We start from the raw sequence: 24,495 nt of genomic DNA, 5'->3' as shown, positions 1-24,495 counted from the left end.
TTCACCGTACCCAGGTCGCACAGCCTCGTCGAACGACGGCGGACCCGCCGGCGCGCCCGCTCGGCGAATGGTCGCGCTCCGGCCGGTAGCCGACCGTGCTGTCCACACCAGAGCTGCCGTAGCCTCGCCGGGTGGGTCTGCTGTTGGTGCTGCGCGCTCCGCTGCCGCGTCCGAAGAGCCTGCGTCGGGCTACCCGCGCGCAGCGGCGGGAGCGCCATCGCGCCGACGCCGACGAGTGGACCGCGGCGCAGGAGCGCGGTTTGCTGCTCGACGTGCCGGTGGAGGAGTTGCTGCCGCTGCTGAACGCCGCCGGCGGTAACCGACTTCCAATCCTGGGTCAGCTCAGCCCGTGGTCAGATGGCGTACTCGTTCGTGAGGATCTGCCGCAGCTCGACGCTGACGTCGACCGTCTCGCGGCGGCGGCGGCTGACGACGCGGAGCGTGAGCTGGTGGCGGCGCTGAAGGCGTTGTTGGCGCGCTGGCGTGACGAGCCTGGCCTGACGCTGCACTGGTATGGAGACTGACCGAGATGCGAAAGGTCGCCCAGAACGAGCTGGACGTCCCGTCGGCGTCACCGACACACCTCCGGATCGGTGACGCCGACGACCGTCTCAGGTGCGGATGCCGTAGTGCAGGGACGCCACACCGTTGCTGAATCGGCGATTGCTCAGTAGCTCCAGGTCAAGGCGGATGCCGCTGGGCAGCCCGGGCTTGCCTCCGCCGGTGAGGATGGGATGGATCAGCAGGTGGCACTCGTCGATCAGCCCGGCCTGGAATGCCTGCGCCGCGAGGTGTGCGCCTCCGATGGTGAGGTCACTGGTGGCCGAGGCTTTCATGGCGCGTACCGAGGCGGGGTCGAAGTTCCTTTCGAGCCGGGTCCTGGCGGTCGAGGTCGCGTCCAGCGTGGTGGAGTAGACGATCTTGTCCGCTGCCTGCCAGACGTCGGCGAAGTCGGCAGTGAGCTTCGAATGTGCGGCCAGGGCAGGGTCGGTTTCCCAGACGGACATCGACTCGTACAGACGCCGGCCGTAGAGGTAGGTGCCCATGGGCCTGACGAGGTCGGTGATGAACGTGAGGTAGTCGTCGTCGGGTGGAGTCCAGTCGAATCTGCCGTGTTCGTCCTCGATGTAACCGTCGAGGGACACGTTGTTCACGTAGATCAGCTTGGCCATGGCGCTACACCTCGACGTCGACTGCGACGGGGTGGGCATTCCGCAGTGTGGCGTCCAGTTTGGAGAAGGCCTCGTTCCAACCCTGTTCGGCGGGGCCAACCACCCTCCCCGGGAGCCACTGACGGATCTCAAGGCGCGTCCGTCCATCGGCCTCGTCGTGGAACTCGACCCGCATCCTTGTCTCGTGCGGCTCAATGCCCTCCGGCAGCTGCCCGGTGACGTGCGCGACGCCGTCGAGCAGTTCGCCGTCGACGACGTCGGTGAGGTCGATGTGGACGTCGACTCGAAGGTCGGGTTGGGTCGGGAAGACCTCGGTCCACCGCTGGTAGCCGCCAGGCCGAACGTCGAATTTCATTTCGCCGCGGGGCAGTGAGTTGCCGATCGGTCCCCACCATGCGGCCAGGTGGTCCGGGTCGGTGAAAGCTCGGTAGACCAGCTCCCGTGGCGCGTCCACCACTCGTGAGATGACGATTGGCGGTTTGTCGCTGTCCATCAATTCTCCTTGTCGTAAGCCTTGCTCGGGGATTCCCTGTCGGGATCACGCCGAGCCGTGGGTCGTTCGGTCCGTTGGCCGGCCGGCGGCCTGCACAGCCGCGAGGTGGGCGTCGAGGCGGGTGAGGGACGTGTCCCAGAACCGCCGGTAGCGCTCGATCCACTCGGCGGCTTCGCGCAGCGGGGCGGCCTCAATGCGACTCATCCGCAACTTCCCCGACCGGGTGCGTGAGATGAGCCCAGCGCGCTCAAGCGCCTTCAGGTGCCGCGACACCGCCGGCATCGAGATCGGGAGCGGAGCGGTGAGCTCGGTGACCGTGGCGTCGCGGTCGGCCAGCTCGGCGAGGATCGCCCGTCGAGTCGGGTCGGCGAGCGCCGAGAACACCGCGCTGAGTTGATCGCTGCCAGACACCAGAGCCTCCATTCACTTAACCAACACGTTAAATGTAGTGCCGGATGAACGCGTGTCAACACGCCGAGACATCGCGGGTAGACGTGCAGCCTCGTCGAGGTGCCGGCGGGCGCCGGCCCGGCGGTGGCCGCGGCACTGGGCAACCCCGGGCTCGCGGCGTGGCTGCCGCTGCCCTCGCGCGGACGCCCCGCTGGCAGCGGTACGCGCCTGGGCCGAGCACCACATGGCTGCCGTTGGTCGGGCCCGCCGCCGTCACGACGATCAGTTGTCCGCCGACCTGGCTAGCTGAGGTGCGCCCAAGCCGGTAGCCAGACCTCGGCGCCGGGTGCCTGCACCCGCCGGGAGCCGAGGTGGTCGCGAAGTGCGGCCAGCGCGGGGTGCGGGTTGTCGTCGCGCCAGATGAGTGACATGGGGTAGATGGGTGCCGGGTCGCGCACCGGTACGCGCCGCAGGTCGTAGCTGTCCGGCCACAGGTACCGGGTGCGTTCCCCCGCGAGGGTCGCCAGCTCCGCGGAGTCGGCGATCTCGGCCAGCAGCGCCTCGTTGCCGAAGACCGGCCCGACCAGGTCGATGGTGAGGCCGAACGCGGCGGCGAGTTCGTCGTAGTAGTCGGCCCATTCGGTGCCGGGAGCCATGCCGGGCATCCAGATGCGGTGCTCGGCGAGTTGCGCGGGCGTGACGGTGCGGGCGTTGGCCAGGGCGTGACGGGGGCCGACGAGCAGTTCGTGGTGCTCGTCGATCACACGCGCGGTCCTGATCGCGGCGGGCAGGTGACGCGCGGCGACGGTGACGGCGTGGAAGGTGGCGTCGACAGTCCCCGCCTCGACGGCGGCCATCGCGGCGTGGACGTCGGCGTCGAGGGTGACGACGTCCAGCTCGATGCGGGGATGCGCGCGGTGGAAGTCCTGCAACAGCACCGCCGGTGCGATCCGTCGGCTGTGCACGTCGACGCGCAGTGCCCGTCGGCCGGGGCGTACGGAGACATCGGCGCGCGCCTCGGCCCGGAGCAGTTCACGGGCGTGCGGCAGGAACGTCTGACCGTCGACGGTGAGGTGGGTGCCGCGCGCGGTGCGGGTGAACAGCCGTACCCCGAGGTCCTTCTCCAGTGCGGCGATTCGCTTGGAGACGGCCTGCTGGGTGATCGACAGCGCGGCGGCGGCGTCCTGGAACTGGCCGGCGTCGACGGCGGCGACAAACGTACGGACGGCGTCGAGGTTCACCCGGCAAACCCTACTGACACAACCTCTGGTTGTGATTCGCCGCCCATGCGGTTGTTTGATCCCTGATCACTGGGCTTGCTTTGATCGCGGGGGTCAACGACGAGTTGTCGGAAGTGGGGTGTGGGCTTGTCCGCGAGGCGATCCCTGGGTCGGCGGTTCGGGTGGTTGTGGGCGTCGTATGCGGTCAGTGCCTACGGCTCGGGGCTCGGCTTCGGGGCATTGCCGTTGATCGCCGTGCTGGTGTTGCAGGCCAGCCCCGCTCAGGTGTCCGTGTTGGCCGCGCTGGGGCCGGCGGTGGGCGCGCTGATCGCGTTGCCGATCGGGCCGTGGGTGGAGTTCCACCGCAAGCGGCACGTGATGATCGCGATGGATCTGGCCCGGTTCGCGGTCCTGCTGACCGTCCCCGTCGCGTACGCGCTGGGCCGGCTCAGCTTCGAGCAGTTGCTGGTCGTCTCGGCCGTGCTCGCCACCGCCAAGATCGCCTTCAACGCGGCCAGCGGCGCCTTCCTCAAGGCCCTCGTGCGACCGGACGACCTGCTGGTGGCGAACGCGCGGTTCGAGTCGACGACCTGGAGCTCGATCGCGCTCGGGCCGCCGCTGGGCGGCGCCGCGGTGGGACTCTTCGGGCCGGTCGTCACCGTCGTGGCCGACGCGCTCAGCTACCTGCTCTCCGCGCTGGGCCTCACCGCCATTCGCGGCCCCGAAGACCACCCCCGGCGCACCGGCGCAGGCCGGGTCCGGGCCGGTGAGCTGCTCGACGGCTGGCGGCACCTGCTGACCCACCCCGGTCTGCGGGCGCTCTACCTCAACCAGTTGCTCGTCGGCGGGCTGATCATGGCCACCGAGCCGCTGTTGGCCGTGCTCCTGCTCGGCGAGCTGGGCTTCCCGCCGTGGCAGTACGGCCTCGCCTTCGCCGTGCCCTGCGTCGGCGGGCTCGTCGGATCACGCCTGGCCCGTCGGGTGGTGGCACGCCATGGCCAACACCGGATCATCCGCACCGTGGGCACGCTGCGCGCGATCTGGCTGATCGGCCTCGCCTTCGTCCAGCCCGGCGTGGTCGGCCTCGCCACGGTGATCGCCGTCGAGTTCGCGATCATCATCAGCATGAGCCTGTACAACCCGGTGCTCGCCACCTACCGCCTTCAACAGACTCCGAAGGACCGCATCGTCCGCACCCTCTCTGCCTGGTCGATCGGCAGCAGCGCGGCCATCGCCATCCTCAGCGCGCTCGGTGGGCTGCTCGCGCAGGCCACCAGCCCGCGCACGGCCATCGCGGTCGCCGGGTTGGTGATCCTCGCGAGCCCGCTGCTGCTGCCCCGGAGCACGGACGCCGAACGACCGGCACCGGAGCTCTCCGCACGGGTCTCTACGATCGCGTGATGTTCCAGCCGACCTACCCGATCCGCACCGCACGGCTCACCCTGCGCCCGGTCACGATCGACGACCTCGACGACGTGTACGCGTTTCAGCGTCGACCCGACGTCGTGCGCTGGATGCTCGGGGCGGAGCCGCGTACCCGGGAGCAGTCGCGGGTGTCGGTGCTCGCCATGGCGGGCGAGGACGCGTGGCGCGCGGAGGGCGACTGCCTGACGGTGGCCGTGGTCACCGATGCCGGGGTGATCGGGATCGTGGAGTTGGTGTGGCGCAGCCGGCTGGAGCGTACCGCCGAACTCGGGTTCGTCTTCCACCCCGACCACTGCGGTCGCGGGTTGGCCACGGAGGCCGCCACCGCCGTGCTGGACTGGGGTTTCACCGAGTTCGGGCTGCACCGGGTCTACGGCCGGTGCCACTGTCGCAATACCCCGTCGGCCCGACTGATGGCGCGTCTCGGTATGCGACAGGAGGCCCGCCACGTCGAGAGTTACCTGTTCAAGGGGGAGTGGGCCGACCAACTCGTCTTCGCGATCCTGGCGCGCGAGTGGCCGGCCGGGACCAGCACGTCACACGGTGGGATGCGCCGGTAACCGGTCTTGCGCAGGCTGAAAGCCCTGGTCAGAGACGCAATTCGAGCACCAGTTCGTGCCGGATGGGGATCCAGCCGCCGTGCCCGCGCGTCGCGGCGGCGGTCGATCGCCGCCGCGAGACGCGGGGTGTGCCTGCTCAGGCCCGGCGCGCCAGCCACTCCCGGTAGGCGGTGGGCGCGATGACGGCGTCGTCGCCTGCGATGAGGACATCGCCGGACATGGCGGCGAACATCCCGGCGGTGTTGTCGGTGGTGACGGTGCGCTGGTCACCGCGGGCTTCGAGGGTGATCCGCCCCAGCTCGTCGAGGGCGAAGACGTCGGGCCCGGCGACGTTGCGGATGCCCCGCAGCGGCGCGCCCATGCTGACCTCGGCGACGGCCTGCGCCACGTCGGCGGCGGCCATCGGCTGCACCGGCGTGCTGGGCAGGCGGACGGTGGTGTCGTCGGCCGTCCAGGACAGGATCGCCTCGACGAACTCGAAGAACTGGGTGGCGCGGACGATCGAGTACGGAATCGGACCGGCCGTGAGGATCCCCTCCTGGAGGGTCTTGGCGCGGTAGTAGTCCAGGTCCGGCACCTGGTCGACGCCGACGATGGAGAGGATCACCGCGTGGCCGACGCCCGCGCGAGCGGCTGCGGCCAGCAGGTTGTCCATGGTCGTCTGGAAGAAGGCGGGCGAGGCCTCGTCGAAGGTCGGCGAGTTCGTCAGGTTGACGACGACCTCGGCGCCGGCGAGCCCGTCGGACAGGCCCTGCCCGGTGAGCAGGTCCACCCCGGTGGACGGCGAGAGCGGCACCGCCTCGTGCCCCGCGGCCTGCAGGATCTTGACGACCTGCGACCCGATGAGGCCGGTCCCGCCCAGTACGGCGATCTTCATCCCATGCACCTTCCCGTGACTGTGTGGTCCGACTGCTGAGGTTCAGCCGAAACTCGGACCTTCCTTGTCCGAGAACTATACTCGGACACAATGAGTCCGAGTAACGGGGTGACTAGGGTGACGTCATGAAGATGTCCGGCGGGGTCGAGTGGGCGCTGCACTGCTGCGTGGTGCTCACCGTCAGCCACACGCCCGTTCCGGCGGCCAAGCTGGCGGAACTGCACGACGTCTCCAGCAGCTACCTGGCCAAGCAGCTCCAGGCGCTGGCCCGCGCCGGCCTGATCCACTCCGTGCAGGGCAAATCGGGCGGCTATGTGCTGGCCCGCGCACCGGAGAGCATCACCCTGCTCGACGTGGTCCGGGCCGTCGACGGTCCCGGCCGGACCTTCGTCTGCACCGAGATCCGCCAGCGCGGCCCGTTCGCGACGCCGGCCGACGCCTGCACCACGCCGTGCCCCGTCTCCCGCGCGATGTGGGCGGCCGAGGACGCGTGGCACCAGGCGCTCGCCGCGGTCACGATCGCCGATCTCGCCCGCGACGTCGACGCCACCTCCGGCCCCGAGGCCCTGGTCGGCATCCAGGCCTGGCTGACCGGCGGCGCCAGCTGACCCTGGCTGACCGGCGAAGCCTGTGGTGCACGGTCAGCCGGTGTGGCGTACCTCGGTGTCCCAGATCTGCGACCACGGACGCCGCAGCCCCCGGCACACGTGGATCGAGCCGCCGTTCTCGTCGTTGTCCACCTCGACCCGCTGGTCCACCACCCCGGAAAGGGTGCACCGCTCGAACCAGGCGCCCAGCGGGTCGCCAGGCTCACCACCAACCCAACCGACGGCGATGACCACGTCAGCGTCGGCAGGCGGGCGACCGAAGTCGACCATGCTGTTGTGCCCGGAGTACGCGCGGGGCAGACCACGGGCCGGACCGTAACGCGCCAGTGCGCCGGCCTCGCCGTAGTTGGCGGTCAGGACGACCGCCCGTGACCGCTCCTCGGGCGGCAGCCCACGATGGACTCTCGCGACCGAGTCGGCGAACTCCGGCCAGCCGATCGTCTCGCCGGCGTCGTAGTTGACGTCGACCACGAACCCGGGCAACCGGTCGGCCGGCAGCACCGGCAGCAGCAGCACGACGTTGGGCAGCAGGAACGGCACCACGCCCAGCGTGAGCAGCCCACGACGCCACCAGAGCGACCCGCGCGAGGCCCACGCCACGGTGACCAGCGCCCCGGCGGCGGTGAGGACCAGCAACAGCGGCGCGTCGTAGTAACCCTTGCCGCCGGCGATCAGCACGATGCCGACGACGACCACCCAGGCCCACCCCACCGCCCGGTACGCCCGCCACTCGGGCCGACGTAGCAGCGCGACCAGGCCGGCGATCCAGATCGGTACGGCGTACGGGCTGATGATGACGAAGTGAAGGGTGAACGACTCCAGGCGGCCACTGTAGGAGCTGTCGCCGTCGGAGATGGAGGCGGCCACGCCGAGCTGCGGAAAGCCGTTGGCCGCCTGCCAGATCAGGTTCGGCGCGGCCAGCAGCACGGTGATCCCGGCGGCGGCGAGCACCCACCGGTCGCGCAGCAGCCGGCGTGGGCCGGCGATGAGCACCCCGGCGACCAGGCCCACGGCCAGCAGCGCCGGCAACAGCTTGCTGAGCATGCCCACACCGAGCGCCAGCCCGATGCCCAGCGCCCAGCGGCTGTCACCGGTACGCAGCAACCGCACCGCACACCACGTCGCGACCAACCAGACCAGCAGGTCGACGGTGGTGGTGCTGAGCAGGTGACCACTGGCGAGCACGATGCCGGAGAGCGCGGCGAGCACCGCCGCGAAGAGCTGCCCGCCCCGGCCGGCACCCAGCTCCCGGGCGATGGCAGCGACCAGCAACACCGCGCCGCCGGCCAGCACCGCCGACGGGGTACGCAGCACCACCAGGTTGCCCGGGGCGATCGTGTCGAGCAGCCGGGCCAGCGCCGGGACCAGGGGCCCCTGATCGATGTAGCCCCAGTCGAGGTGCCGGCCGGCGAGCAGGAAGTACAGCTCGTCGCGGTGATAGCCGTAACGGCTCGCGAGCAGCAGGAGCGTCACTGTGGTCGTCGCGGCCACCCACCACGGGCCGAGCGCCCGCGGACCGGGTACGTCCGGTTCGCCCGGTGGGCCGACCGTGGCAGGCCGACGGGGACTGTCGGTGTCGACTGCGTGTTCGCTCACCCGCTCATCATCGCCGGCCGCGTCGCCGCGTGGTGCCCGTGGTGCGCGCTGTCGCCGTCCGGACAGAACGAGAATCCTGCTCGGCGGAACCTCGGCGGCGGTCGAGGCGTGAGTGCGGTGGACGTCGATGGGACGCCGGAAGGGCGGGGGCGAAGGGATGTTGCATGTCGACGAGTTCGACGACTTCTACACCAGCACGTATCGACGCGTGGTCGGGCAGCTGTACGCGATGCTGGGGGATCTCAACGAGGCGGAGGACGCGGTACAGGAGGCGTACTGCCGTGCGTGGCAGCGACGGACGAAGCTGAACGAGTACGACAGTCCCGAGGCGTGGGTCCGCACGGTCGCCTACCGCATCGCGGTGAGCAGTTGGCGTCGAGCGAGAAACCGGCTGGCCGCCCACCGGCGGCACGGTCCGCAGGATCCTGTCCAGTCGACCGGCTCCGGTCATCTGGAACTCATCGGCGCCCTGGCGGGACTGCCGTACGAGCAGCGGCGGGTGGTGGTGCTGCACCACCTCGTCGGCCTGCCACTGGCCGACATCTGCCGCGAGACGGGAACGCCACTGGGGACGGTGAAGTCCCGGCTCGCCCGGGGCAGGCAGGCGCTGGCCCAGCACTTCACGGAGTTGACGGACAGCGCTGACGGAAGGATCTCGGAAGATGTCTGACCTGCATCGGGCGCCCGGCGAGCCGGCCCCGTTCGAGGAGAGGCTGGCCGACCTGGCCGGGAGTGCGGCGGCCGTGGCGCGACCCGAGTCCCCGGCGGCCGTCCGACGCCGTGCCGGGCACCGGACGGCGCGCCGACGGCTTGGCACCGGGGCCCTGGCGGTGGCGGTACTGGGCGCCATCGCGGTCGGAGGCGCGTGGCGTTCGTCCTTCGACGACGCGGTACCGCCGGCGGTGACGCCCTCTCCGGTGACCCCGCCGAGCACCCCGGCGCCGACCACGCCGTCGCCCACCGTTCAGTCGCCGACGACCGGTTCTCCCGAGGTGCCCAGCTCGGCGGCCGGGACCGTCGGCGCCCGGCCGCCGGGCGCGCCCGACTCGACGCCGGGCCGGTGCACGACGGCGCAGCTGACGGTCACGCTCGCGTCCGAGGACGCCGCGAGCGGACACCGCAGCGTGGCCGTGGTGTTCCGCAACAGCGGAGGCGCCACCTGCCGACTGACCGGCTACCCGGGGGTCGACGCGCTGGGTGGCGACGGCAGGACCCTGGCGCATGCCGAGCGCACGCGGCGCGGCTATATGGGTGGTCCGGCGGGGACCGGGCGGCCGCCGACGGTGACGTTGCATCCGGGCAGGTCCGCGTCGGCGTTGGTCGAGGCGTCGGGTTTCCGCGCCGACGGCGCCGCGTGCAAACCGTACGTGAGCCTGTTGATCACGCCGCCGGACGACGTCCGGTCGGTACGGCTGAGGTGGGAGACCGACAGTTGCAGCGATCTGGAGGTGCATCCGCTGGTCGCCGGAACCACAGGTCGCTCGGCGTGACCGTACGGAGCGCGACCGCCGCGGCGCGTTGAGCGCCGCGGCGGTCCGCCCCGTGCGGGTGGTCGGACCGGGTGCGAAGATCAGCTTTGTCACTCGGACCGAAAGGACGATATGCGCTATCGCACTCTGGGCAACACCGGCACCCTGGTGTCCACCCTGTGTCTGGGCACGATGACCTTCGGCGCGGAGACCGACGAGGCCGGCAGCTTCGCGCAACTGGACCGGTTCGTCGAGGCCGGCGGCACCTTCATCGACACCGCTGACGTCTACTCCACCGGCGTCTCCGAGGACATCATCGGGCGCTGGCTGCGCAGCCGACCCGACCTGCGCGACCGCCTGGTGATCGCCACCAAGGGGCGGTTCCCGATGGGCCCGGGGACCAACGACGCCGGCCTGTCCCGGGTGCACCTCACCCGCGCCCTGGACGCCAGCCTGCGCCGCCTCGGCGTCGAGGCCGTCGACCTGTACCAGGCGCACGCCTGGGATCCGCTGACCCCGCTGCCGGAGACGCTGCGGTTCTTCGACGACGCGGTCAGCGCCGGCAAGATCCGCTACGCGGGGGTCAGCAACTTCACCGGCTGGCAGTTGCAGAAGGCCGCCCTGCTCACCCAGCACCTCAACCTCACCCCGATCGTGACCCTGCAACCGCAGTACAACCTGCTGGCTCGGGAGATCGAGTTCGAGTTGGTGCCGGTCTGCGAGAACGAGGGCATCGGCATCCTGCCGTGGTCACCGCTGGGCGGCGGTTGGCTGACCGGTAAGTACCAGCGCGACAGCACGCCCACCGGCGCGACGCGGCTCGGCGAGAACCCGCAGCGCGGCGTCGAGGCGTACGCGGGTCGCAACGCCGAGGAGCGCACCTGGCGGGTGCTCGACGCGGTCCGCCAGATCGCCGAGGACAGGGGCGTGTCCATGTCGGCGGTGTCACTGGCCTGGCTGGCGGCCCGACCGGCGGTCACCTCGGTGATCCTCGGCGCGCGGACCACCGACCAGCTCGACGACAACCTGACCGCCGCCGACCTGGTCCTCGACGCCGAGCAGATGCGGCTGCTGGACGAGGCGAGCGCCCCGCTGGTGGGCGACTACCCGTACGGCGCGGCCGGGGTGCGCCAGCGTGCCCGTGACCTGCCGGCCGGATCATGACCTCGTTCCCCGAGCCCACCGACCCGGCCGGCAGCCGCACCGAGGTCTTCCTGCGCTACCTGGACTACTTCCGGGAGTCCACGGTGGCCAAGGTGTCGGCGCTGGCCGAGCCGGAACTGCGGCGCAGCCGGTTGCCGTCCGGGTGGACGCCACTGGAGCTGCTCACCCACCTGCGCCACGTCGAGCTGCGCTGGATCGAGTGGGGTTTCCAGGGCCGGGACGTCGCCGAGCCGTGGGGCGACCGCCGCGACGACCGCTGGTACGTCGCCCCCGACGAGACCCGCGCGGACCTGGTGGCGGCGCTGCGGGCGCAGGGCGCGCACACCACGGCCGTGGTGACGGCACACGACCTGGCCGAGATCGGCGCGCCGGGCCCGCGGTGGAACGGCGCGGACCCGGCGTCGCTCGAGCGGGTGTTGTTCCACCTGGTGCAGGAGTACGCCCGCCACCTGGGCCACCTCGACGTGGTCGCCGAACTCGCCGGCGGCCCGACCGGCGAGTGAGGCCGTCGGCTCGAAGGGCTTGTCGGGCAGCGACACCACCAGATCTTGGACAGTTTCCGTTACGCCCTGACGGAAACTGTCCAAGATCTGCGCGAAGTAGCGGTTGGTTCGGACGGTTGACGGGTGAACGGCCGTCAGCGGATGATCCAGCGATGTGTCGCTCGGATTCAGCGAGCGGGACGCTGGTCCTCGTGGACAACATGATCGCCGTCATGCGGTGGCTTCAGGAGAGCGGATTCCATGAAGTTCCTTCTCACGTCGTCGGGCATCTGCAACCCGAGCATCTCCGACGCGCTCGTCGACCTGCTGGGCAAGCCGATCGCCGAGTCCACGGCCCTGTTCATCCCCACCGCTGTCTACCCCTTTCCTGGCGGAGCCGAGAGGGCCTGGAAGGCGGTCCACGGCCCGGCTTCGATCCCGTTGTCCCAGCTCGGTTGGAAATCCCTGGGGATATTGGAACTCACCGCGCTGCCGACCATTCGAGAAGAGAACTGGGTCCCGGCGGTCCGGGAGGCCGACGCCCTCCTCGTCTGGGGCGGCGACGTGCTCTACCTGACCTACTGGCTGCGCCAGTCGGGCCTGGCCGACCTCCTGCCGTCGCTGACTGACACGGTTTATGTGGGGGTCAGCGCCGGGAGCATCGCTGTCACCCCGTACAACTGCGACGCCGAATTCGATCTTGGATTCGTCCCGGACGGCAGCGACATGGCGCAGGACGCCGACCGGGCGCTGGGGCTTGTGGATTTCACGCTGTACCCCCACCTCAACCACCCGGACATGGAGGACACCGCGCTGTCCGACATTCAGAAGTGGGCGTCCGGAATCCCGGTTCCGACCTACGCCATCGACGACAACACCGCCATCAAGGTGGTCGATGGCACCGTTGACGTCGTCTCCGAAGGCGACTGGAGACTGATCAACCCCTGACCGGGACGTCCCTTCAGCCCGAGCCGGCCCTGGACAGGGCGGGGCCGCAACTCGCGAGGCCGTCGGCTCGATAATGGGCGAATGCCGCTGCTCGTCGCACCCGCCCTGCCCGCCGGTAGCCTCGCCGCCCAGGAGCAACCCCACCTTCCGGTACGCCCCGGGCTGGCGCTCCGGCCGTGGCGTGACGACGACGCCCCGGCCGTCCGGGCCGCCTTCGACTGTCCGGTGATCCAGCGATGGCACGTGCGTCGCCTCGACAGCGACGACGAGGCACTGTCGTGGACAGCGCAGTGGGCCGGCCGGTGGCGCGACGAGAGCGCCGCCAGTTGGGCGGTCGTCGCCGCCGACGACCGGCCCGTCGGTCAGGTGGGGTTGCGCGACGTGCTGTTGACCGAGGCGTCGGCGCAGGTGTCGTACTGGGTGGTGCCCACTGCGCGCGGCCGGGGGGTCGCCACCGAGGCGCTGCTCGCCCTGACCCGGTGGAGCTTCACCCGGGGCGGGTTTCACCGGCTGGCGCTGGAGCACTCGACCGGCAACGAGGCGTCCTGCCGGGTGGCCGGGCGGGCCGGTTTCACCGAGGAGGGCGTGGCCCGCCTGTCGGTGCGTCACGCCGACGGCTGGCACGACATGCACCGGCACGCACGGCTGGCGACCTCGATGGAGTCAGGGGCCGACCGGGACGGTGGTGGTGGTTCCGTTGGTGTCGGTGACCCGGACCTCGGTGGCGGTCGCGGGCAGGAGCGCCGCGTTACGACCGGCGTCCGTCCACTGGCCGTCGCCGACCCGGTAGCTCAGCGCCGACCCCTCGGCGGCGACGACGACGCCCTGGTCGTCCGGCAGCCGTAGCCGCACAGGCAGCGGCGCCGACCAGTCCGCGGTCGTGCTGGCCACCGCCTCGAAGGGGAGCTGCCGACCCGCGAGCAACGCGATGACGTGGGAAGGATCGTCGTCGTACTGGACGGTTTCCATGAGGAGCCGCCGTCCGTCGGGGGTTGCCCCGTAGACCCACAGACGGGGAGAGCCGTCGTGCGTGTGCGCTCCGACAGGGTCGAGGTATTCGGCGATGGCTTCGGTCGGCGCGATCACCTCCTTGGCGGCCGGGTCGATGCCCCAGACCTGCTCCGCGCCGGGCAGCGTGCGGCGAACCAGCGGTGGTGCCGGCCGATCCTTGTGGTCGGGGAAGTAGATCTCGCTTACGCCGTCGATGTGAATCACGTTGTCCTGTTCGACGGGGATCCGGGAGAGCCCGACGGTGAGCTTCGTGCGCTGTGGCGGCACCGACAACACCGCCGCGCCGTCTCGGAACACCACCGGCTCGAAGGTCCGCTCGACTTTGCCATCGAGCGCGTACCGCAGTTGCGGGGAGAACTCCACCGGTTGCCCGAAGTCGAGCACAAGAAGCACGTCGCGCTGCGGTCCGAGCAGTGCCGCCTGCTCAAGGCCGTCCGTTTCGGTATCGGTGACCTGTGTCAGGGTGCTGACGCGCGGCCCGTCGGCTGTGGGTTTGACGAAGCCCACCGTCATGCCGTGCATGGTGGCGTGGGCGACGTAGGCGGCCGGGCCAGCAGGCGTATCTCCTGCCCACACGATGTTCGGCTCGCCGCGCGGCGGACCATCCGACTGCGCGATCTGGCGCTGCCACACCTCGCGGACCTGTCGTAGGTACCCTTCGTCGGTGGCGAGATCACCGCGAGTGGGTTCGTCGAGCAGTGGTGAAGCGATCTGTGCGTCTCCGCCAGCGCCGGGCAGGTCGAGGACGCCGGCCACGGGCACGGCCACCACGGCCGCGCAGACCGCCGCCAACACGGCCCGCCGGCGGACCACCCGGCGCCGCCCACCCCGACGCACCTCGGTCAGCAGACCCGGCGGGGTGACCAGGTCGTCCGTCGCGCGATGCAGGATGCCGCGCACGTCACTGTCGTTCATGGTCATCGCGAACTCCCGGTTCCAGTGATGGGCATGACGAGGCTCGATTCGGCCAGCGCCTCTCGCAGCCGGGCCAACCCACGCGAGGCGTGACTCTTCACCGCACCCTCGGAGCAGCCCATCGCCGACGCGACGTCGACGACCGGCAGGTCTTCCAGGTAACGGAGCACGACAGCGGCCCGCTGCCGAGCGGGCAACGACCGCAGCGCCCCGACGACCAGCTGGCGAACCGCCACGGTGTCGGCGTGGTCCCGGGCAACCCCGTCGTGGTCGCCCAGCGACTGTTCCGGACGCCGGGCACGCCACCGCCACCGGTTGATCGACCGATTGACCAGCGCACGTCGCGCGTACGCCTCCGGGCTGCTCTGCACCCGACGCCAGCGCACGTACAACTGCTCCAGCACCTCCTGAAGCAGATCCTCGGCAGCGTGCCGGTCCCCGGTCAGCAGGAAGGCAACCCGCAACAGCGCCGCCGACCGTGTGCGAACGAAGTCATCGAACTCCGCCCCGCGCGAATCCCTCATCTGACCTCCCGGCCTCGTCAACCAGCAAGACACCACGTCGGCTCGCGAGGTTTACCGGTCCGGCAATATGGCCTGGCGGGTCGGTCCCGGTGGAGGGCGCGGGCCGGTGATCCGGGTGGACGGCCGGTTGTCAGTAGGGGCAGGTGCGCCGGTCGCGCACCATCTGCGCGTACTCGGCGCCGGTGATGCGCAGCCGGTCGGTCTTGGTGCCGTCCTTGGCCCGACATTCGTTCAGCGAATTGAGGTAGATCCAGGTGTGGGCCGCGTCGTCCGCTTGCCCGGTCACCTCGAACGGCTTGTCGCCGGGTGCCGAGATCACCATCGTCTGGCGTCGTCCGTCGGCGAGGTAGTCCAACTCCAGTCGCCATCGGCAGTGCTGCTTGGCGCTGAGCGCTCGTACCTGAATGACGTTCTTCTCACCCCTGGGCAAGGTGATCTTGTGGGTGGCGAAGAACGGGGCACCGCCATCCTCGCCACCGGTGTCCTCGACGAGCATCCGGGGATTCGGTCGATCCACATGGGTCACGAGGACGACCTTCTCGGAGGCGCCCTGGGATTCGTTGGGCTCCCGGATCCCGGTGAGCGGGGGGCGGCAGGGCTCGACGAGGACCGGCCGAAGGTCGACGGCCTCCACGGCCTCGTCCCGGGTGCCGACGAGGGTGATCTCCCAGGTGCTCCGCTCGATGTCGACCGCGCCGGCCTCGACTGTCGGATCGTCCGGCCGCTTGGCGTCCAGACGAGAAAGGTCGGCGTCGGCGGGGTAGACGTAGTCGAGCGCGCCCTCGTCCGGGTAGGGGACGTGCTTCAGGTCGAGGACGACCAGTGGCCCCCGGCCGGCCAACTCCTCGGCCAGTTTGTCCGCCGGTTTCCACTGGTTGATCATGCCGAGAACGACGGCGCCGAGCCAGGTGGCGACCGCACCGACCACGATTGTCAGCAGCCAGGTGACGGGACGTTTCCACCAGGCGACAGGTGCCGGCGCGGGGGCCCTACGGCGACGCGGACGCTTGTTACGTGGACTCATGGACCGGAGTCTCCTGCGTATCGGTGGACGTGTCGGTGGAGGTGTCGGTGTCGAGGAGCCGACGGGCCAGCAGCACGGGCAGCGCGACGAGCCAACCCCAGGCCGCGCCGAAGCGCAGCGCGGAGGTCAGTTGCAGGCCCAGGGACTGCCAGGGCGCGCAGCCGGTGGGGGAGTCCGTAACCGCGCAGTCGACCAGGACGTCGGACGTCGCGGTCAGCGCGGACGCCGCGATCGTGGCACCCCAGCAGACGACGACGAGCCCGAGGCGATGCCCGGAGTTCGGCAGGCCGGAGAGCAGCGCCCAGAGCAGGAGCCACAGCACCAGAAGCAGGGCGACGGCGAGCACCGACCTGTGCGCCCACACGTCCATCGACAGGGGATTCAGCTCGACCTCGTGAGTCAGCCGGTACTCCACGTCATCGCGTCCGCCTGGCGGCAGAGACAGTGCGGGGCGGTACAGGAACACCCTGAGCAGCGTCAGGAATCCTCTGTCGGAATAGCTGTCCCAGACCGCCTGGGTGCCGTTGACCAGCACCAGCACCAGCACCGGAAGGACACCGGCCAGGGCAAGGTTCGCGCTGCGCCTCCGCACGTCGCCGATCAGCGGAACGGGGGCCCCGTTATCGACGACCGCTTCCTGCGCCTCGCCGTCACCCTCACCGTCGACCGCGTCCTGCGCCTCGCCTACACCTTCGTCGGTGTCTTTGTTCAGCCGGTCCAGCAGCAGTATCGCCAGGCTGGTGCAACCCACCAGGGACGCGTTCATGCCGGCGAACAGGCAGCCGAAGAAGAGGGCGTCGGACGTCCAGCCCGTCAGCGTCAGGTGCGCGCTGGCGAGAAGCGTGGAGTGGTCCAGTGCCTCGTTGGCGTACCAGCCCGCGGGGGCGGAGTGGACACGGAGCACGAAGGTGGCCCACCAGAGCAGGTCCCCGATCGCCGTGGCGGTGAGGGCGGCGGCCGCGCCGGTCATCGCCGCGACGAACGGGTGCGTCCGTCGGGTGACGAGACCGCAGGCCAGGTACGTCGACACCCCGATCAGCAGGATCACGACCCAACGGATCAGCGGCGCCACCGCGTCCATCATGGGAGCGGTCGCGGGGTCGAGGGGGGCGAAGAAGACGTACCCCTTCGCGACGAGGGTCGGGAAGTCAACGGCGTTCCGCGTGAAGGTGATCGGCTCCGTCATCGAGCGGACCTTGAGGGTGACGCTCAGGTACAGCAGGGTGGCGGCCACCGTGGCGAGCACGGCGACGACGATCCTGAATGGGCGGCTCATCTGGCCGGCCGCATCCCGGGGCTGGTCGTCACGCCGTCAGTCTCTCGCATCGCGCTGCCTCGCACAGGCCCGTCCGTGCCCCGCTCGGGGGTGGCTGACGCCGGATCAGCGGGTTTCCGCCCAGCCGACGAAACGCGGGGTCAGGTCGGGCAGCGCGACGTCCGGGTTGAGCTTGGCGAGGTCGGCCTCGGCTGTCTCCTGGACCTTCGCCAGGTGGATCAACAGGCCCGGCCGATCCCCGCGGTACTCGCCGAGCAGGCGCAGCTTCGCCGCCGAGCACGGCCACAGGATGCCGCAGACCGGGCAGCGCCACGACGGTCGCAACGGAGAATGCTTCGGACGCTCGGGCATCAGCTCACCGCCAGGGTTGCGCGAAGCTCGTACGCCAGGACCACGTCCCGGGCAATGAGTGCGCCTCGTACCTCGTTCTGCACAGCTCCTCCTCCTCGTTGCAGCGCCGTCTACACCGCACTTTGCCGGGGGTGGCTGGACAAACACACAGCGTTAACTAATCTCTTCGGAGCAGCTGATTTGTTCCAAGAGAGGGACGGCATGAACCACGCCTTTGTCGCGGCGCTGGCCGCGGCGGGTCACACCGCCGAGAGCCTCGCAGGTCAGCTCGGTGTGCACCCGAAGACCGTCGCCAGGTGGGCAAACCCGGGGCACATTCCCCAAAGTCGACACCGTGCGACAGTGGCCGGGCTGCTGGCAAAGGACGCCGACGCGCTGTGGCCGGACGTGGTCCGTCGCCGTGAGCCGGTGTGGTTCCGGCCGTGGGTCGACCTCGAACGTGAGGCCGTGACGCTGCGGTCGTTCGAGCTCGCGTGGGTGCCCGGACTGCTGCAAACCGAGGCGTACGCCCGGGCGACCCTGGCCGGTGGGGTGCTGACACCGGAGGCGGTCGCCGAGTTCGCCGAGGCGCGGATCAACCGGCAGGCGATCATCGGCCGGGGAGGCGGCCCGTTGCTGATCGCCGTGCTGGACGAGGGAGTGCTGAGGCGGCGCGTCGGCGACGACTGCGCGTTGATGGCGGTGCAACTCGCGCGCCTGCTCCGGCACGCCGAGGCGGGCTCCGTGCAACTGCACATCGTCCCGGCGGACGCGCCCAGCTACCCGGGGCTCGACGGACCGTTCACCATCGCCGACATGCCGGACGGGTCGCGGGTCGCGCACGTCGACAGCGCGGCACGGGCGCAGATCCTCGATCAAACGTCGGATCTTGTTAGCCTGGAACGACGGTGGGAACGTATTCGCGGCGAGGCCCTGCCCCGAGGGCGTTCGTTGGAACTCCTCAGAGAAGCGGCAGCATCATGGACATGACCGGTGCGCGGTGGCGGAAGAGCACGAAGAGCGGCGGCAACGGTGGCAACTGTGTCGAGGTTGCCGACAACCTTCCGGGCGTGGTCCTGGTTCGGGACACGAAGGACCGCGACGGTGGCACGCTGACGTTCAGCCCGCAGTCGTGGCGTGGCTTCGTCGCGATGACCCGCGACGCCGGCTGACGGACCACATCGCACGGAGGCTCCCGGCATCGGCCGGGAGCCTCCGTCGTGGTTGGGCCGGGCATCGACCGTCGCGCACCGACGATCGATCGGATCAACGGACGACGGTGGGTTCGGCCGGTCGCGGTTGCGGGGTCGCCGGCCAGGTGAGTCGGCGTACGCCGGGAACGAGCGCGGTGCCCGCGCAGGAGGCGAGGACCAGCAGGCCCGCCACGGCCAGCGGCACCGGTGCGCCGAACGCGTCGGCGGCCAACGGCGCCAGCGCGTAGCCCAACGGCATGGCGCCCAGCGACACCAGCCAGTCGTACGAGGTGACCCGGGCCAGGACCTCCGGCGGGAAGTGGTGCTGCACGACGGTCTCCCACACCGGGTTGAGGTAACCGAGGGCGGTCAGCGCCACCGCGTAGGCGACGATCACCGCGGGGGCGGGCGCGGCCACGGCCAGCAGGAACAGTGGCACGGCGTAGCAGGCCAGCCCGAGGTTGGCCAGCAGCACCGGCCGGTGCAGCCGGACCCGCCCGGCCAGCAGCGATCCGGTGAGCATCCCGATCGCGCCGGCCTGCAACAGCAGCACCCAGGTCGTCTCGCCGCCCAGGCGGTCGATGGCAACGGCCGGCCCGAGGGTCATCAGCACGGCCGCGGCGCCGTTCCACACGCCGTGCCCGAGCAGGCTGGTCCAGAACCAGTCGCGGGCGCGTACCTCGCCGAAGCCGTGCCGCAGGTCGGCGAGGACGGAACGGCGGGGCACCGGCACGTGGCGGACCCGCACCAGCGCGAGCAGCGTGGCGCTGAGCGCGAACGACGCGCCGTCCAGGATGAACGCCCAGCCAGGTCCGGCGGCCCAGATCAGCGCGCCGGCCAGCGCCGGCCCGGCGAGGCGGCTGGTGTTGGCGGTGATCCCCATCAGGGCGTTGGCCCGCTGCCTGTCCGCCGGTTCGACGGTGCCGGCGACCAGCGGAGACGCGGTCGGGATGGCGAACGCCGAGGCGGTGCCGCCAAGCGCGGACGCCACCACCACTGTGGTCAGTGACGGGTCGCCGCCGAGCAGCTCCACGCCGACCGCGAGCTGCGTGGCGCAGCGGACCAAGTCGGCCAGGAGGGCGACCCGGCGGGCGTCGAACCGGTCGGCCACCACACCACCCAACGGCAACAGGACCAGCCGGGGCACGACCGCCGCGGCGAGGACGACGGCCAGCGCGCCGGTGGAGCCGGTGGCCCGCAGCACGGCCAGCGCCAGCGCGGCGGGCACCACCGCGTCGCCGAGCGCGGAGATGGTGCGACCCAGGAAGAGCAGCCGGAAGGAGTGGTCGCGCAGTGGGTGAGCCATGACCACAACATACTTCGACACCGAATATTTCGGCAATGAATATTTCGGTGCTGAGATAAGCTGGCGCGGTGACCACCACTCCGGACGCCGTCGACCGGCACATCGAACGCTGGCTGCCCGTGGTGCCCGACCTCGACCCGGACGTCGAGGGGGCGGTGACCAGGATGATCCGACTGACCCGGCATCTGCGGACCGTCAAGGAGCGGGTCCTGGTCGACCTCGACCTGCCGGCCCACGAGTACGACACCCTGCACGCCCTGGCCGGCCGCGGTGGTCGGGCGGCACCCTCGGACCTGGCCGCTGACCTGACGATGGCCCCCGCCTCCATCACGGCGCGGGTGGACGCGTTGCTCCGGCGGGGTTTCGTACGCCGGATTCCGTCGACAGTCGACCGTCGGCGCGTGGACGTGGAGCTCACCGAGGCGGGTCAGGCCGCCTGGCGTGGGGCGATGGAGGTCCAGGGCGCCGAGGAGCACCGCCTGCTCGGCGCGCTCACCGCCACCGAGCGGCGACACCTCTCCGACCTGCTGCGCCGGGTGCTGCTCGTCGCCGAGCAGCCGCAGAGCGCGCCGGAGACCGACTGAGCGGACCGCCGCCGACCGAGCGGACTGGAAATCGCGTGGCGTCGGCGTACCGCTGATGCAAGAGTGACCGGCGTGACTGCGCATGTGCTGGCCGGGGCCCTGGCCGACGACGGACGGCGACGGATCTTCGCGGCGATCGTGCTGGGTGCCACCAGCGCGACCGAGGTCGCCGAGCGGACCGGCCTGCCGGCGCGGGTGGTGCTCACCGGGGTCCGCCGGCTCACCGACGCGGGCCTCGTCACCGGCGCGGACGGCGCGCTCGCGGCCGACGAGGCGTCGCTGCGGGCCACCGCGCGCGACGGCGGCCCGGCCGTCGACGCCGAACCCGGCGTCGACCCGGTGCTGCGGACCTTCCTGCGGGCCGGCGTCCTGGTGAGCCTTCCGGCGCAGCGGGGTCGACGGCGGGTGCTTCTGGCGCACATCGCCGAGCAGTCGTTCGAGCCGGGCATCCGCTATCCGGAGCGGGCCGTCGACGACGCGCTCAAGCCGTGGTGCGCCGCAGGCGGGTCGGATCACGCGACGCTGCGCCGGTATCTGATCGACGAACAGTTGCTCACCCGCGAGCACGGCATCTACCAGCGGCTCTGAACGCCGGCTGCGCGAACCGTCTGGTTGCGGAGGATCTTGCTAGCCTCGGCGCATGACCTCCTGCACGCCCACCGATGGCCCGCCGGACCTGTTGTTCCTGCTCTCCTGGGCGAGTCACTCGTTGCAGACCGAGCACGCCGCCGGGCTGGCCGAGCTGGGCATCTCGCCGCGGGCGCACTACGTGCTGGCACAGGCCCACACCGGTGAGCTGACCCAGCGGGAGATCGGCGAGCGCTGCGGTGTGGACAAGACCACGATGGTCGTGACGCTCGACCAGTTGGAGCGGGCCGGGCTGGCCGAGCGCCGTCCGGTGCCGACAGACCGACGGGCCCGGATGGTCGCGGTGACGCCAGCGGGGGAGCAGGTGCTGCGGCAGGCGCAGCAGGTGGTCCGGCGCATCCAGGACGACCTGCTGGCAACCCTGCCCGAGCAGGACCGGGAGGTGTTCCTGCGGGCTCTCCTGGCGCTGGTGAGCGGGCCACTGGCCAACACCTCCCCGTACGCGCCGGGGGCCCGTTCCGGCTGCTAGTTCCGAGAAAGATAGTTCCGAACAAGACTATCTGTTACGGTCGTACTCGTTCGTTTCCCCTGAACGAGGAGCCGTCATGAGTGCTGCCACCGTCACGACCCCCGCCCCCTCACCACTGCGCCGCCGCGCCCTCGGCGTCGCCGCCGCCGTCGTGGCCCCCCTTGTCATCTGGGCGATCGGCGCGCTGGCCGGAGTCGACTACACAGTCGAGAGCCCAGGCCAGCCCGCCACCGTCATCGGGGCCGGCGCGATCGTCATGATCGCCCTGGGAGCCGCCCTGCTCGGCTGGGCGGCGCTGGCGCTGCTGGAGCGGTTCGCCACCCGGGTCGCCCGACCGGTCTGGATCTCGCTGGCCATCATCGTGACGGCGCTGTCCTTCGTCCCGGTGCTCAGCGTCGAGGCCACCGGCGGCGCCAAGCTGGCCCTCGGCGCGACGCACGTGGCAGTGGCGGTCGCGTTGATCGCCCTGCTGCCCCGCCCCCGTCGGTAAGCGACTGGCATTCCCCCCGCCCACCTCGTGTGCGCTGACCACGGGGTGGGCGAAATCCTCGGGAGTTGATGCGCCGAGGTTGCTAGCATCGCCGTCATGGCACGAGGTATCTGGTCGCAGAAGGTCCGCTCCGCCCGCTGACGGCGGCGCCCTTCCTCTGCTGAATTCGCGCTCGCCGTCCCGGTTCCCGCCGGGCGGCCGTCAGCTGCTGCCCGGCTCCATCGCGAGCTGCGGAGCACCGTTGAACCCCGAAGTCATCTCCCTGCCGGCCGAGGCCGGCGGCAGCGCGCACGTGCGCGCCACGAACATCACAGTGACCCGCGGGTCCCGTCGCGTCCTGACCGATGTCTCGGTCACCGTCTCCGCCCGTTCGCGGGTGGCGGTCGTCGGCGAGAACGGTCGCGGCAAGACGACGCTGCTGCACGTCCTCGCCGGGCTGATCACGCCGGAGCACGGCACCGTGCAGCGGGCCGGCACGATCGGCCTGGCCCGCCAGGAGCTACCCGCCCGCGACGGCGAGACGGTCGGCACCCTCACGTCCGAGGCGCTGGCCGCGTCGCTCACCGCCCTCGCCGCCCTGGACGAGGCGACCCTCGCCCTGACCGCTGGCGATCCGAGCGCCGAGGACCGCTACGCCGCCGCGCTCGACACGGCCACCCGACTCGACGCGTGGGACGCCGAACGCCGCGTCGACGTGGCACTGGAGGCCCTCGACGCCTGCACCGACCGCGACCGTCCCCTGGCGACGTTGTCGGTGGGGCAGCGCTACCGGGTGCGGCTGGCATGCCTGCTCGGCGCGCGCCACGACGTGCTGCTGCTCGACGAGCCGACCAACCACCTCGACGCCGACGGCCTGGACTTCCTGACCCGCCGGCTCCGCGAGCACGACGGCGGAATCGCGATCGTCAGCCACGACCGGGCGCTGCTGCGCGACGTCGCGGACCGGTTCCTCGACCTCGACCCCACCCACGACGCAAAGGCACGGCTCCACGCCGGCGGGTATGACGCCTGGCAGGACGCCCGGCGCCGCGAGCGGGAGCACTGGGAGCAGGAGTACGAGCAGCAGCAGGCCGAGCGTCGACGACTCCAGGACGCGGTGTCGAAGGCCCGCGACCGGCTCTCCACCGGCTGGCGGCCGGACAAGGGGACCGGCAAGCACCAGCGCCAGTCCCGCGCGCCGGGCGTCGTACAGGCCCTGAACCGGCAGCAGGACGCGCTCCAGGCGCACCGGGTCGACGTACCGAAACCACCGCCGACGCTGCGGTTGCCGGACCTTGGTGTACGGCAGGGCGCACCGCAGGTACGCGCGCAGGGCGTCGCCGTCGACGGGCGACTCGCCGGCCCGGTCGACCTCACCATCGGTGGCGGCGACCGGCTGCTCGTCACCGGGCCCAACGGCGCCGGGAAGTCCACACTGCTCGCGGTGCTCGCCGGAGCGCTCGAACCCACCGACGGGTACGCCTGGACGGCGAGGGAGGCCCGGGTCGCCCGGCTCACCCAGGAGACCGCCGGGCAGGCCCCCGACCTCACCGCCGACGAGGTGTACGCCCGCCAGGTGGGACGGCTGGTGTCGCGTGGAGTGCTGCCCGCCGCCGTGACAGTGCCGCTCGGATCGCTCGGGCTGCTGGACTCCGCCGCGACGCGTACGCCCGTCGGGCGGATGTCGCAGGGGCAGCAGCGCCGCCTCGACCTGGCACTGGTGCTGGCCGGGCGGCCCACGCTGATCCTGCTCGACGAACCGACCAACCACCTGTCGTCGACAGCGGCCGACGAGCTGACCGCCGCGATCCGCGCGGCGAGCGCCGCCGTCGTCGTCGCCACCCATGACCGGCAACTGCTGCGGGACCTGGCCGACTGGCCGCTGCTGCGGGTCGACAAGGCCGTGACACCGGGTACGCGAACCGGGGCGACCGGATAAAGCCGTTGACCGGGCGGTGATGATCAACAGGTGACCATTGCCGCCCGGCCCACCTGGACGACCCGCGCCAGCCGGCCCGACCACCCCGACGCGGTGCTGCTGCTGCGCGAGTACATGACCGAGATGGTGGTTCGCTATCACCGTCGCTCGGCCCTGCCCGGCGAGGTCGACGCGGCGCTGGCCGAGCTGCCCAGCGACGACCTGACCACGCCGAGCGGGCTGCTCCTGCTCGCCCACCACGGCACCGAACTGGCCGGCTGCGCCGGGCTGCGCTGGCAACCCGGCTGCGCCGGGCTGCGCTGGCAACCCGGCTGGGCCGAGCTGACCCGGGTGTTCATCCGCTCCGAGCACCGCGGCGCCGGTGGGGGCGCCGTGCTGCTGGCCGCGGCTGGGGGCACGACCC

At 71.1% G+C, this 24,495-nt stretch carries 29 protein-coding genes; 18 read left to right on the top strand and 11 right to left on the bottom strand.

Annotated features, from left to right (window positions below; all coding sequences use genetic code 11):
• Positions 1 to 131: 131 nt before the first annotated feature.
• Positions 132 to 524: a hypothetical protein gene (locus MED15_RS18700; RefSeq protein ID WP_112736374.1), complete on the top strand. Its 393-nt coding sequence runs from the start codon at positions 132 to 134 to the stop codon at positions 522 to 524.
• 87 nt (positions 525 to 611) lie between these two features.
• On the opposite strand, the gene MED15_RS18695 is transcribed toward MED15_RS18700, so the two are convergent.
• The 4 genes from MED15_RS18695 to MED15_RS18675 all read right to left on the bottom strand — a co-directional run bounded on the left by MED15_RS18695 (position 612) and on the right by MED15_RS18675 (position 3,296).
• The gene (locus MED15_RS18695) at positions 612 to 1,172 is read right to left on the bottom strand and encodes a dihydrofolate reductase family protein (protein ID WP_112736372.1); all 561 of its coding nucleotides are present in this window, start codon (positions 1,170 to 1,172) and stop codon (positions 612 to 614) included.
• Between the two features lie 4 nt (positions 1,173 to 1,176).
• Positions 1,177 to 1,665 (bottom strand): SRPBCC family protein, encoded by a 489-nt coding sequence (locus MED15_RS18690; RefSeq protein WP_112602395.1) that lies wholly within the window; start codon positions 1,663 to 1,665, stop codon positions 1,177 to 1,179.
• A 45-nt stretch (positions 1,666 to 1,710) separates the two neighbouring features.
• Positions 1,711 to 2,076: an ArsR/SmtB family transcription factor gene (locus MED15_RS18685; protein ID WP_112736410.1), complete on the bottom strand. Its 366-nt coding sequence runs from the start codon at positions 2,074 to 2,076 to the stop codon at positions 1,711 to 1,713.
• Positions 2,077 to 2,357: 281 nt separating this feature from the next.
• Positions 2,358 to 3,296 carry a LysR family transcriptional regulator gene (locus tag MED15_RS18675; protein ID WP_112736368.1) on the bottom strand — a complete coding sequence of 313 codons (939 nt, stop codon included), beginning with the start codon at positions 3,294 to 3,296 and terminating at the stop codon, positions 2,358 to 2,360.
• Positions 3,297 to 3,422: 126 nt separating this feature from the next.
• On the opposite strand from MED15_RS18675, the gene MED15_RS18670 reads away from it, so the two are divergent.
• Positions 3,423 to 4,676, top strand: a complete 1,254-nt coding sequence (locus MED15_RS18670; protein ID WP_244220501.1) for an MFS transporter — start codon at positions 3,423 to 3,425, stop codon at positions 4,674 to 4,676.
• A complete protein-coding gene (locus MED15_RS18665; protein WP_112736364.1) occupies positions 4,676 to 5,260 on the top strand; it encodes a GNAT family N-acetyltransferase in 585 nt (194 codons plus the stop codon). The genes MED15_RS18670 and MED15_RS18665 overlap by 1 nt, the downstream gene beginning before the upstream one ends.
• Positions 5,261 to 5,396: 136 nt before the next feature.
• Here MED15_RS18665 and MED15_RS18660 read toward each other — a convergent pair whose 3' ends face one another.
• Positions 5,397 to 6,137 carry an SDR family oxidoreductase gene (locus tag MED15_RS18660; RefSeq protein WP_112724865.1) on the bottom strand — a complete coding sequence of 247 codons (741 nt, stop codon included), beginning with the start codon at positions 6,135 to 6,137 and terminating at the stop codon, positions 5,397 to 5,399.
• 125 nt (positions 6,138 to 6,262) lie between these two features.
• On the opposite strand from MED15_RS18660, the gene MED15_RS18655 reads away from it, so the two are divergent.
• Positions 6,263 to 6,745, top strand: a complete 483-nt coding sequence (locus MED15_RS18655) for an RrF2 family transcriptional regulator (RefSeq protein WP_208646686.1) — start codon at positions 6,263 to 6,265, stop codon at positions 6,743 to 6,745.
• Positions 6,746 to 6,778: 33 nt separating this feature from the next.
• On the opposite strand, the gene MED15_RS18650 is transcribed toward MED15_RS18655, so the two are convergent.
• Positions 6,779 to 8,341 (bottom strand): glycosyltransferase family 39 protein, encoded by a 1,563-nt coding sequence (locus tag MED15_RS18650; RefSeq protein ID WP_112736362.1) that lies wholly within the window; start codon positions 8,339 to 8,341, stop codon positions 6,779 to 6,781.
• A gap of 157 nt (positions 8,342 to 8,498) precedes the next feature.
• Here MED15_RS18650 and MED15_RS18645 point away from each other — a divergent pair, with 157 nt between their 5' ends.
• From MED15_RS18645 to MED15_RS18620, 6 genes are all read left to right on the top strand, one after another.
• A complete protein-coding gene (locus tag MED15_RS18645) occupies positions 8,499 to 9,011 on the top strand; it encodes a SigE family RNA polymerase sigma factor (RefSeq protein ID WP_112586924.1) in 513 nt (170 codons plus the stop codon).
• Positions 9,004 to 9,831, top strand: a complete 828-nt coding sequence (locus MED15_RS18640) for a DUF4232 domain-containing protein (RefSeq protein ID WP_112586926.1) — start codon at positions 9,004 to 9,006, stop codon at positions 9,829 to 9,831. The genes MED15_RS18645 and MED15_RS18640 overlap by 8 nt, the downstream gene beginning before the upstream one ends.
• A gap of 111 nt (positions 9,832 to 9,942) precedes the next feature.
• The gene (locus tag MED15_RS18635; protein ID WP_112736360.1) at positions 9,943 to 10,974 is read left to right on the top strand and encodes an aldo/keto reductase; all 1,032 of its coding nucleotides are present in this window, start codon (positions 9,943 to 9,945) and stop codon (positions 10,972 to 10,974) included.
• Positions 10,971 to 11,477 carry a mycothiol transferase gene (locus MED15_RS18630; RefSeq protein ID WP_244220500.1) on the top strand — a complete coding sequence of 169 codons (507 nt, stop codon included), beginning with the start codon at positions 10,971 to 10,973 and terminating at the stop codon, positions 11,475 to 11,477. Before MED15_RS18635 ends, MED15_RS18630 begins: the two co-directional genes overlap by 4 nt.
• A gap of 240 nt (positions 11,478 to 11,717) precedes the next feature.
• A complete protein-coding gene (locus MED15_RS18625; protein WP_112586932.1) occupies positions 11,718 to 12,404 on the top strand; it encodes a Type 1 glutamine amidotransferase-like domain-containing protein in 687 nt (228 codons plus the stop codon).
• 81 nt (positions 12,405 to 12,485) lie between these two features.
• Positions 12,486 to 13,250 (top strand): GNAT family N-acetyltransferase, encoded by a 765-nt coding sequence (locus MED15_RS18620; protein WP_112586933.1) that lies wholly within the window; start codon positions 12,486 to 12,488, stop codon positions 13,248 to 13,250.
• 1,082 nt (positions 13,251 to 14,332) lie between these two features.
• Here the strand turns inward: MED15_RS18620 and MED15_RS18615 are convergent.
• From MED15_RS18615 to MED15_RS18600, 4 genes are all read right to left on the bottom strand, one after another.
• The gene (locus MED15_RS18615; RefSeq protein WP_112586935.1) at positions 14,333 to 14,854 is read right to left on the bottom strand and encodes a SigE family RNA polymerase sigma factor; all 522 of its coding nucleotides are present in this window, start codon (positions 14,852 to 14,854) and stop codon (positions 14,333 to 14,335) included.
• 130 nt (positions 14,855 to 14,984) lie between these two features.
• Positions 14,985 to 15,878 (bottom strand): hypothetical protein, encoded by an 894-nt coding sequence (locus MED15_RS18610; protein ID WP_146754582.1) that lies wholly within the window; start codon positions 15,876 to 15,878, stop codon positions 14,985 to 14,987.
• The gene (locus MED15_RS18605; protein ID WP_112586938.1) at positions 15,865 to 17,154 is read right to left on the bottom strand and encodes a hypothetical protein; all 1,290 of its coding nucleotides are present in this window, start codon (positions 17,152 to 17,154) and stop codon (positions 15,865 to 15,867) included. The genes MED15_RS18610 and MED15_RS18605 overlap by 14 nt, the downstream gene beginning before the upstream one ends.
• Positions 17,155 to 17,259: 105 nt before the next feature.
• Complete coding sequence (locus MED15_RS18600; RefSeq protein ID WP_112586940.1) at positions 17,260 to 17,505, bottom strand: flavin reductase; 246 nt, start codon at positions 17,503 to 17,505, stop codon at positions 17,260 to 17,262.
• Positions 17,506 to 17,706: 201 nt separating this feature from the next.
• On the opposite strand from MED15_RS18600, the gene MED15_RS18595 reads away from it, so the two are divergent.
• Together MED15_RS18595 and MED15_RS18590 are read left to right on the top strand one after the other, a co-directional pair.
• A complete protein-coding gene (locus MED15_RS18595) occupies positions 17,707 to 18,474 on the top strand; it encodes a DUF5753 domain-containing protein (RefSeq protein WP_112586942.1) in 768 nt (255 codons plus the stop codon).
• On the top strand, positions 18,465 to 18,656 hold the full coding sequence (locus MED15_RS18590) for a DUF397 domain-containing protein (RefSeq protein ID WP_112699025.1): 192 nt from the start codon (positions 18,465 to 18,467) through the stop codon (positions 18,654 to 18,656). Before MED15_RS18595 ends, MED15_RS18590 begins: the two co-directional genes overlap by 10 nt.
• 94 nt (positions 18,657 to 18,750) lie before the next feature.
• On the opposite strand, the gene MED15_RS18585 is transcribed toward MED15_RS18590, so the two are convergent.
• On the bottom strand, positions 18,751 to 19,983 hold the full coding sequence (locus tag MED15_RS18585; RefSeq protein WP_112736408.1) for an MFS transporter: 1,233 nt from the start codon (positions 19,981 to 19,983) through the stop codon (positions 18,751 to 18,753).
• Between the two features lie 68 nt (positions 19,984 to 20,051).
• Here MED15_RS18585 and MED15_RS18580 point away from each other — a divergent pair, with 68 nt between their 5' ends.
• The 6 genes from MED15_RS18580 to MED15_RS18555 all read left to right on the top strand — a co-directional run.
• Positions 20,052 to 20,567 (top strand): MarR family winged helix-turn-helix transcriptional regulator, encoded by a 516-nt coding sequence (locus MED15_RS18580; protein ID WP_208646685.1) that lies wholly within the window; start codon positions 20,052 to 20,054, stop codon positions 20,565 to 20,567.
• 72 nt (positions 20,568 to 20,639) lie between these two features.
• Positions 20,640 to 21,155, top strand: coding sequence for a DUF2087 domain-containing protein (locus tag MED15_RS18575; protein WP_112699062.1), 516 nt, complete (start codon positions 20,640 to 20,642; stop codon positions 21,153 to 21,155).
• A 52-nt stretch (positions 21,156 to 21,207) separates the two neighbouring features.
• Complete coding sequence (locus MED15_RS18570; RefSeq protein ID WP_112586945.1) at positions 21,208 to 21,684, top strand: MarR family winged helix-turn-helix transcriptional regulator; 477 nt, start codon at positions 21,208 to 21,210, stop codon at positions 21,682 to 21,684.
• A 76-nt stretch (positions 21,685 to 21,760) separates the two neighbouring features.
• Positions 21,761 to 22,174, top strand: a complete 414-nt coding sequence (locus tag MED15_RS18565) for a DUF6069 family protein (protein WP_112736356.1) — start codon at positions 21,761 to 21,763, stop codon at positions 22,172 to 22,174.
• 241 nt (positions 22,175 to 22,415) lie between these two features.
• Positions 22,416 to 24,092 (top strand): ATP-binding cassette domain-containing protein, encoded by a 1,677-nt coding sequence (locus MED15_RS18560; RefSeq protein ID WP_112736354.1) that lies wholly within the window; start codon positions 22,416 to 22,418, stop codon positions 24,090 to 24,092.
• A gap of 30 nt (positions 24,093 to 24,122) precedes the next feature.
• Positions 24,123 to 24,495: GNAT family N-acetyltransferase (locus tag MED15_RS18555; RefSeq protein ID WP_244220498.1), on the top strand; the 373-nt coding region annotated here is incomplete at its 3' end.

It is taken from the genome of Micromonospora noduli (genome assembly GCF_003264475.1).
Taxonomy (GTDB): Bacteria; Actinomycetota; Actinomycetes; order Mycobacteriales; family Micromonosporaceae; genus Micromonospora; species Micromonospora noduli.
The sequence above is the reverse complement of the archived record's forward strand: the minus strand, read 5'-3'. Positions and strand labels throughout refer to the sequence as shown.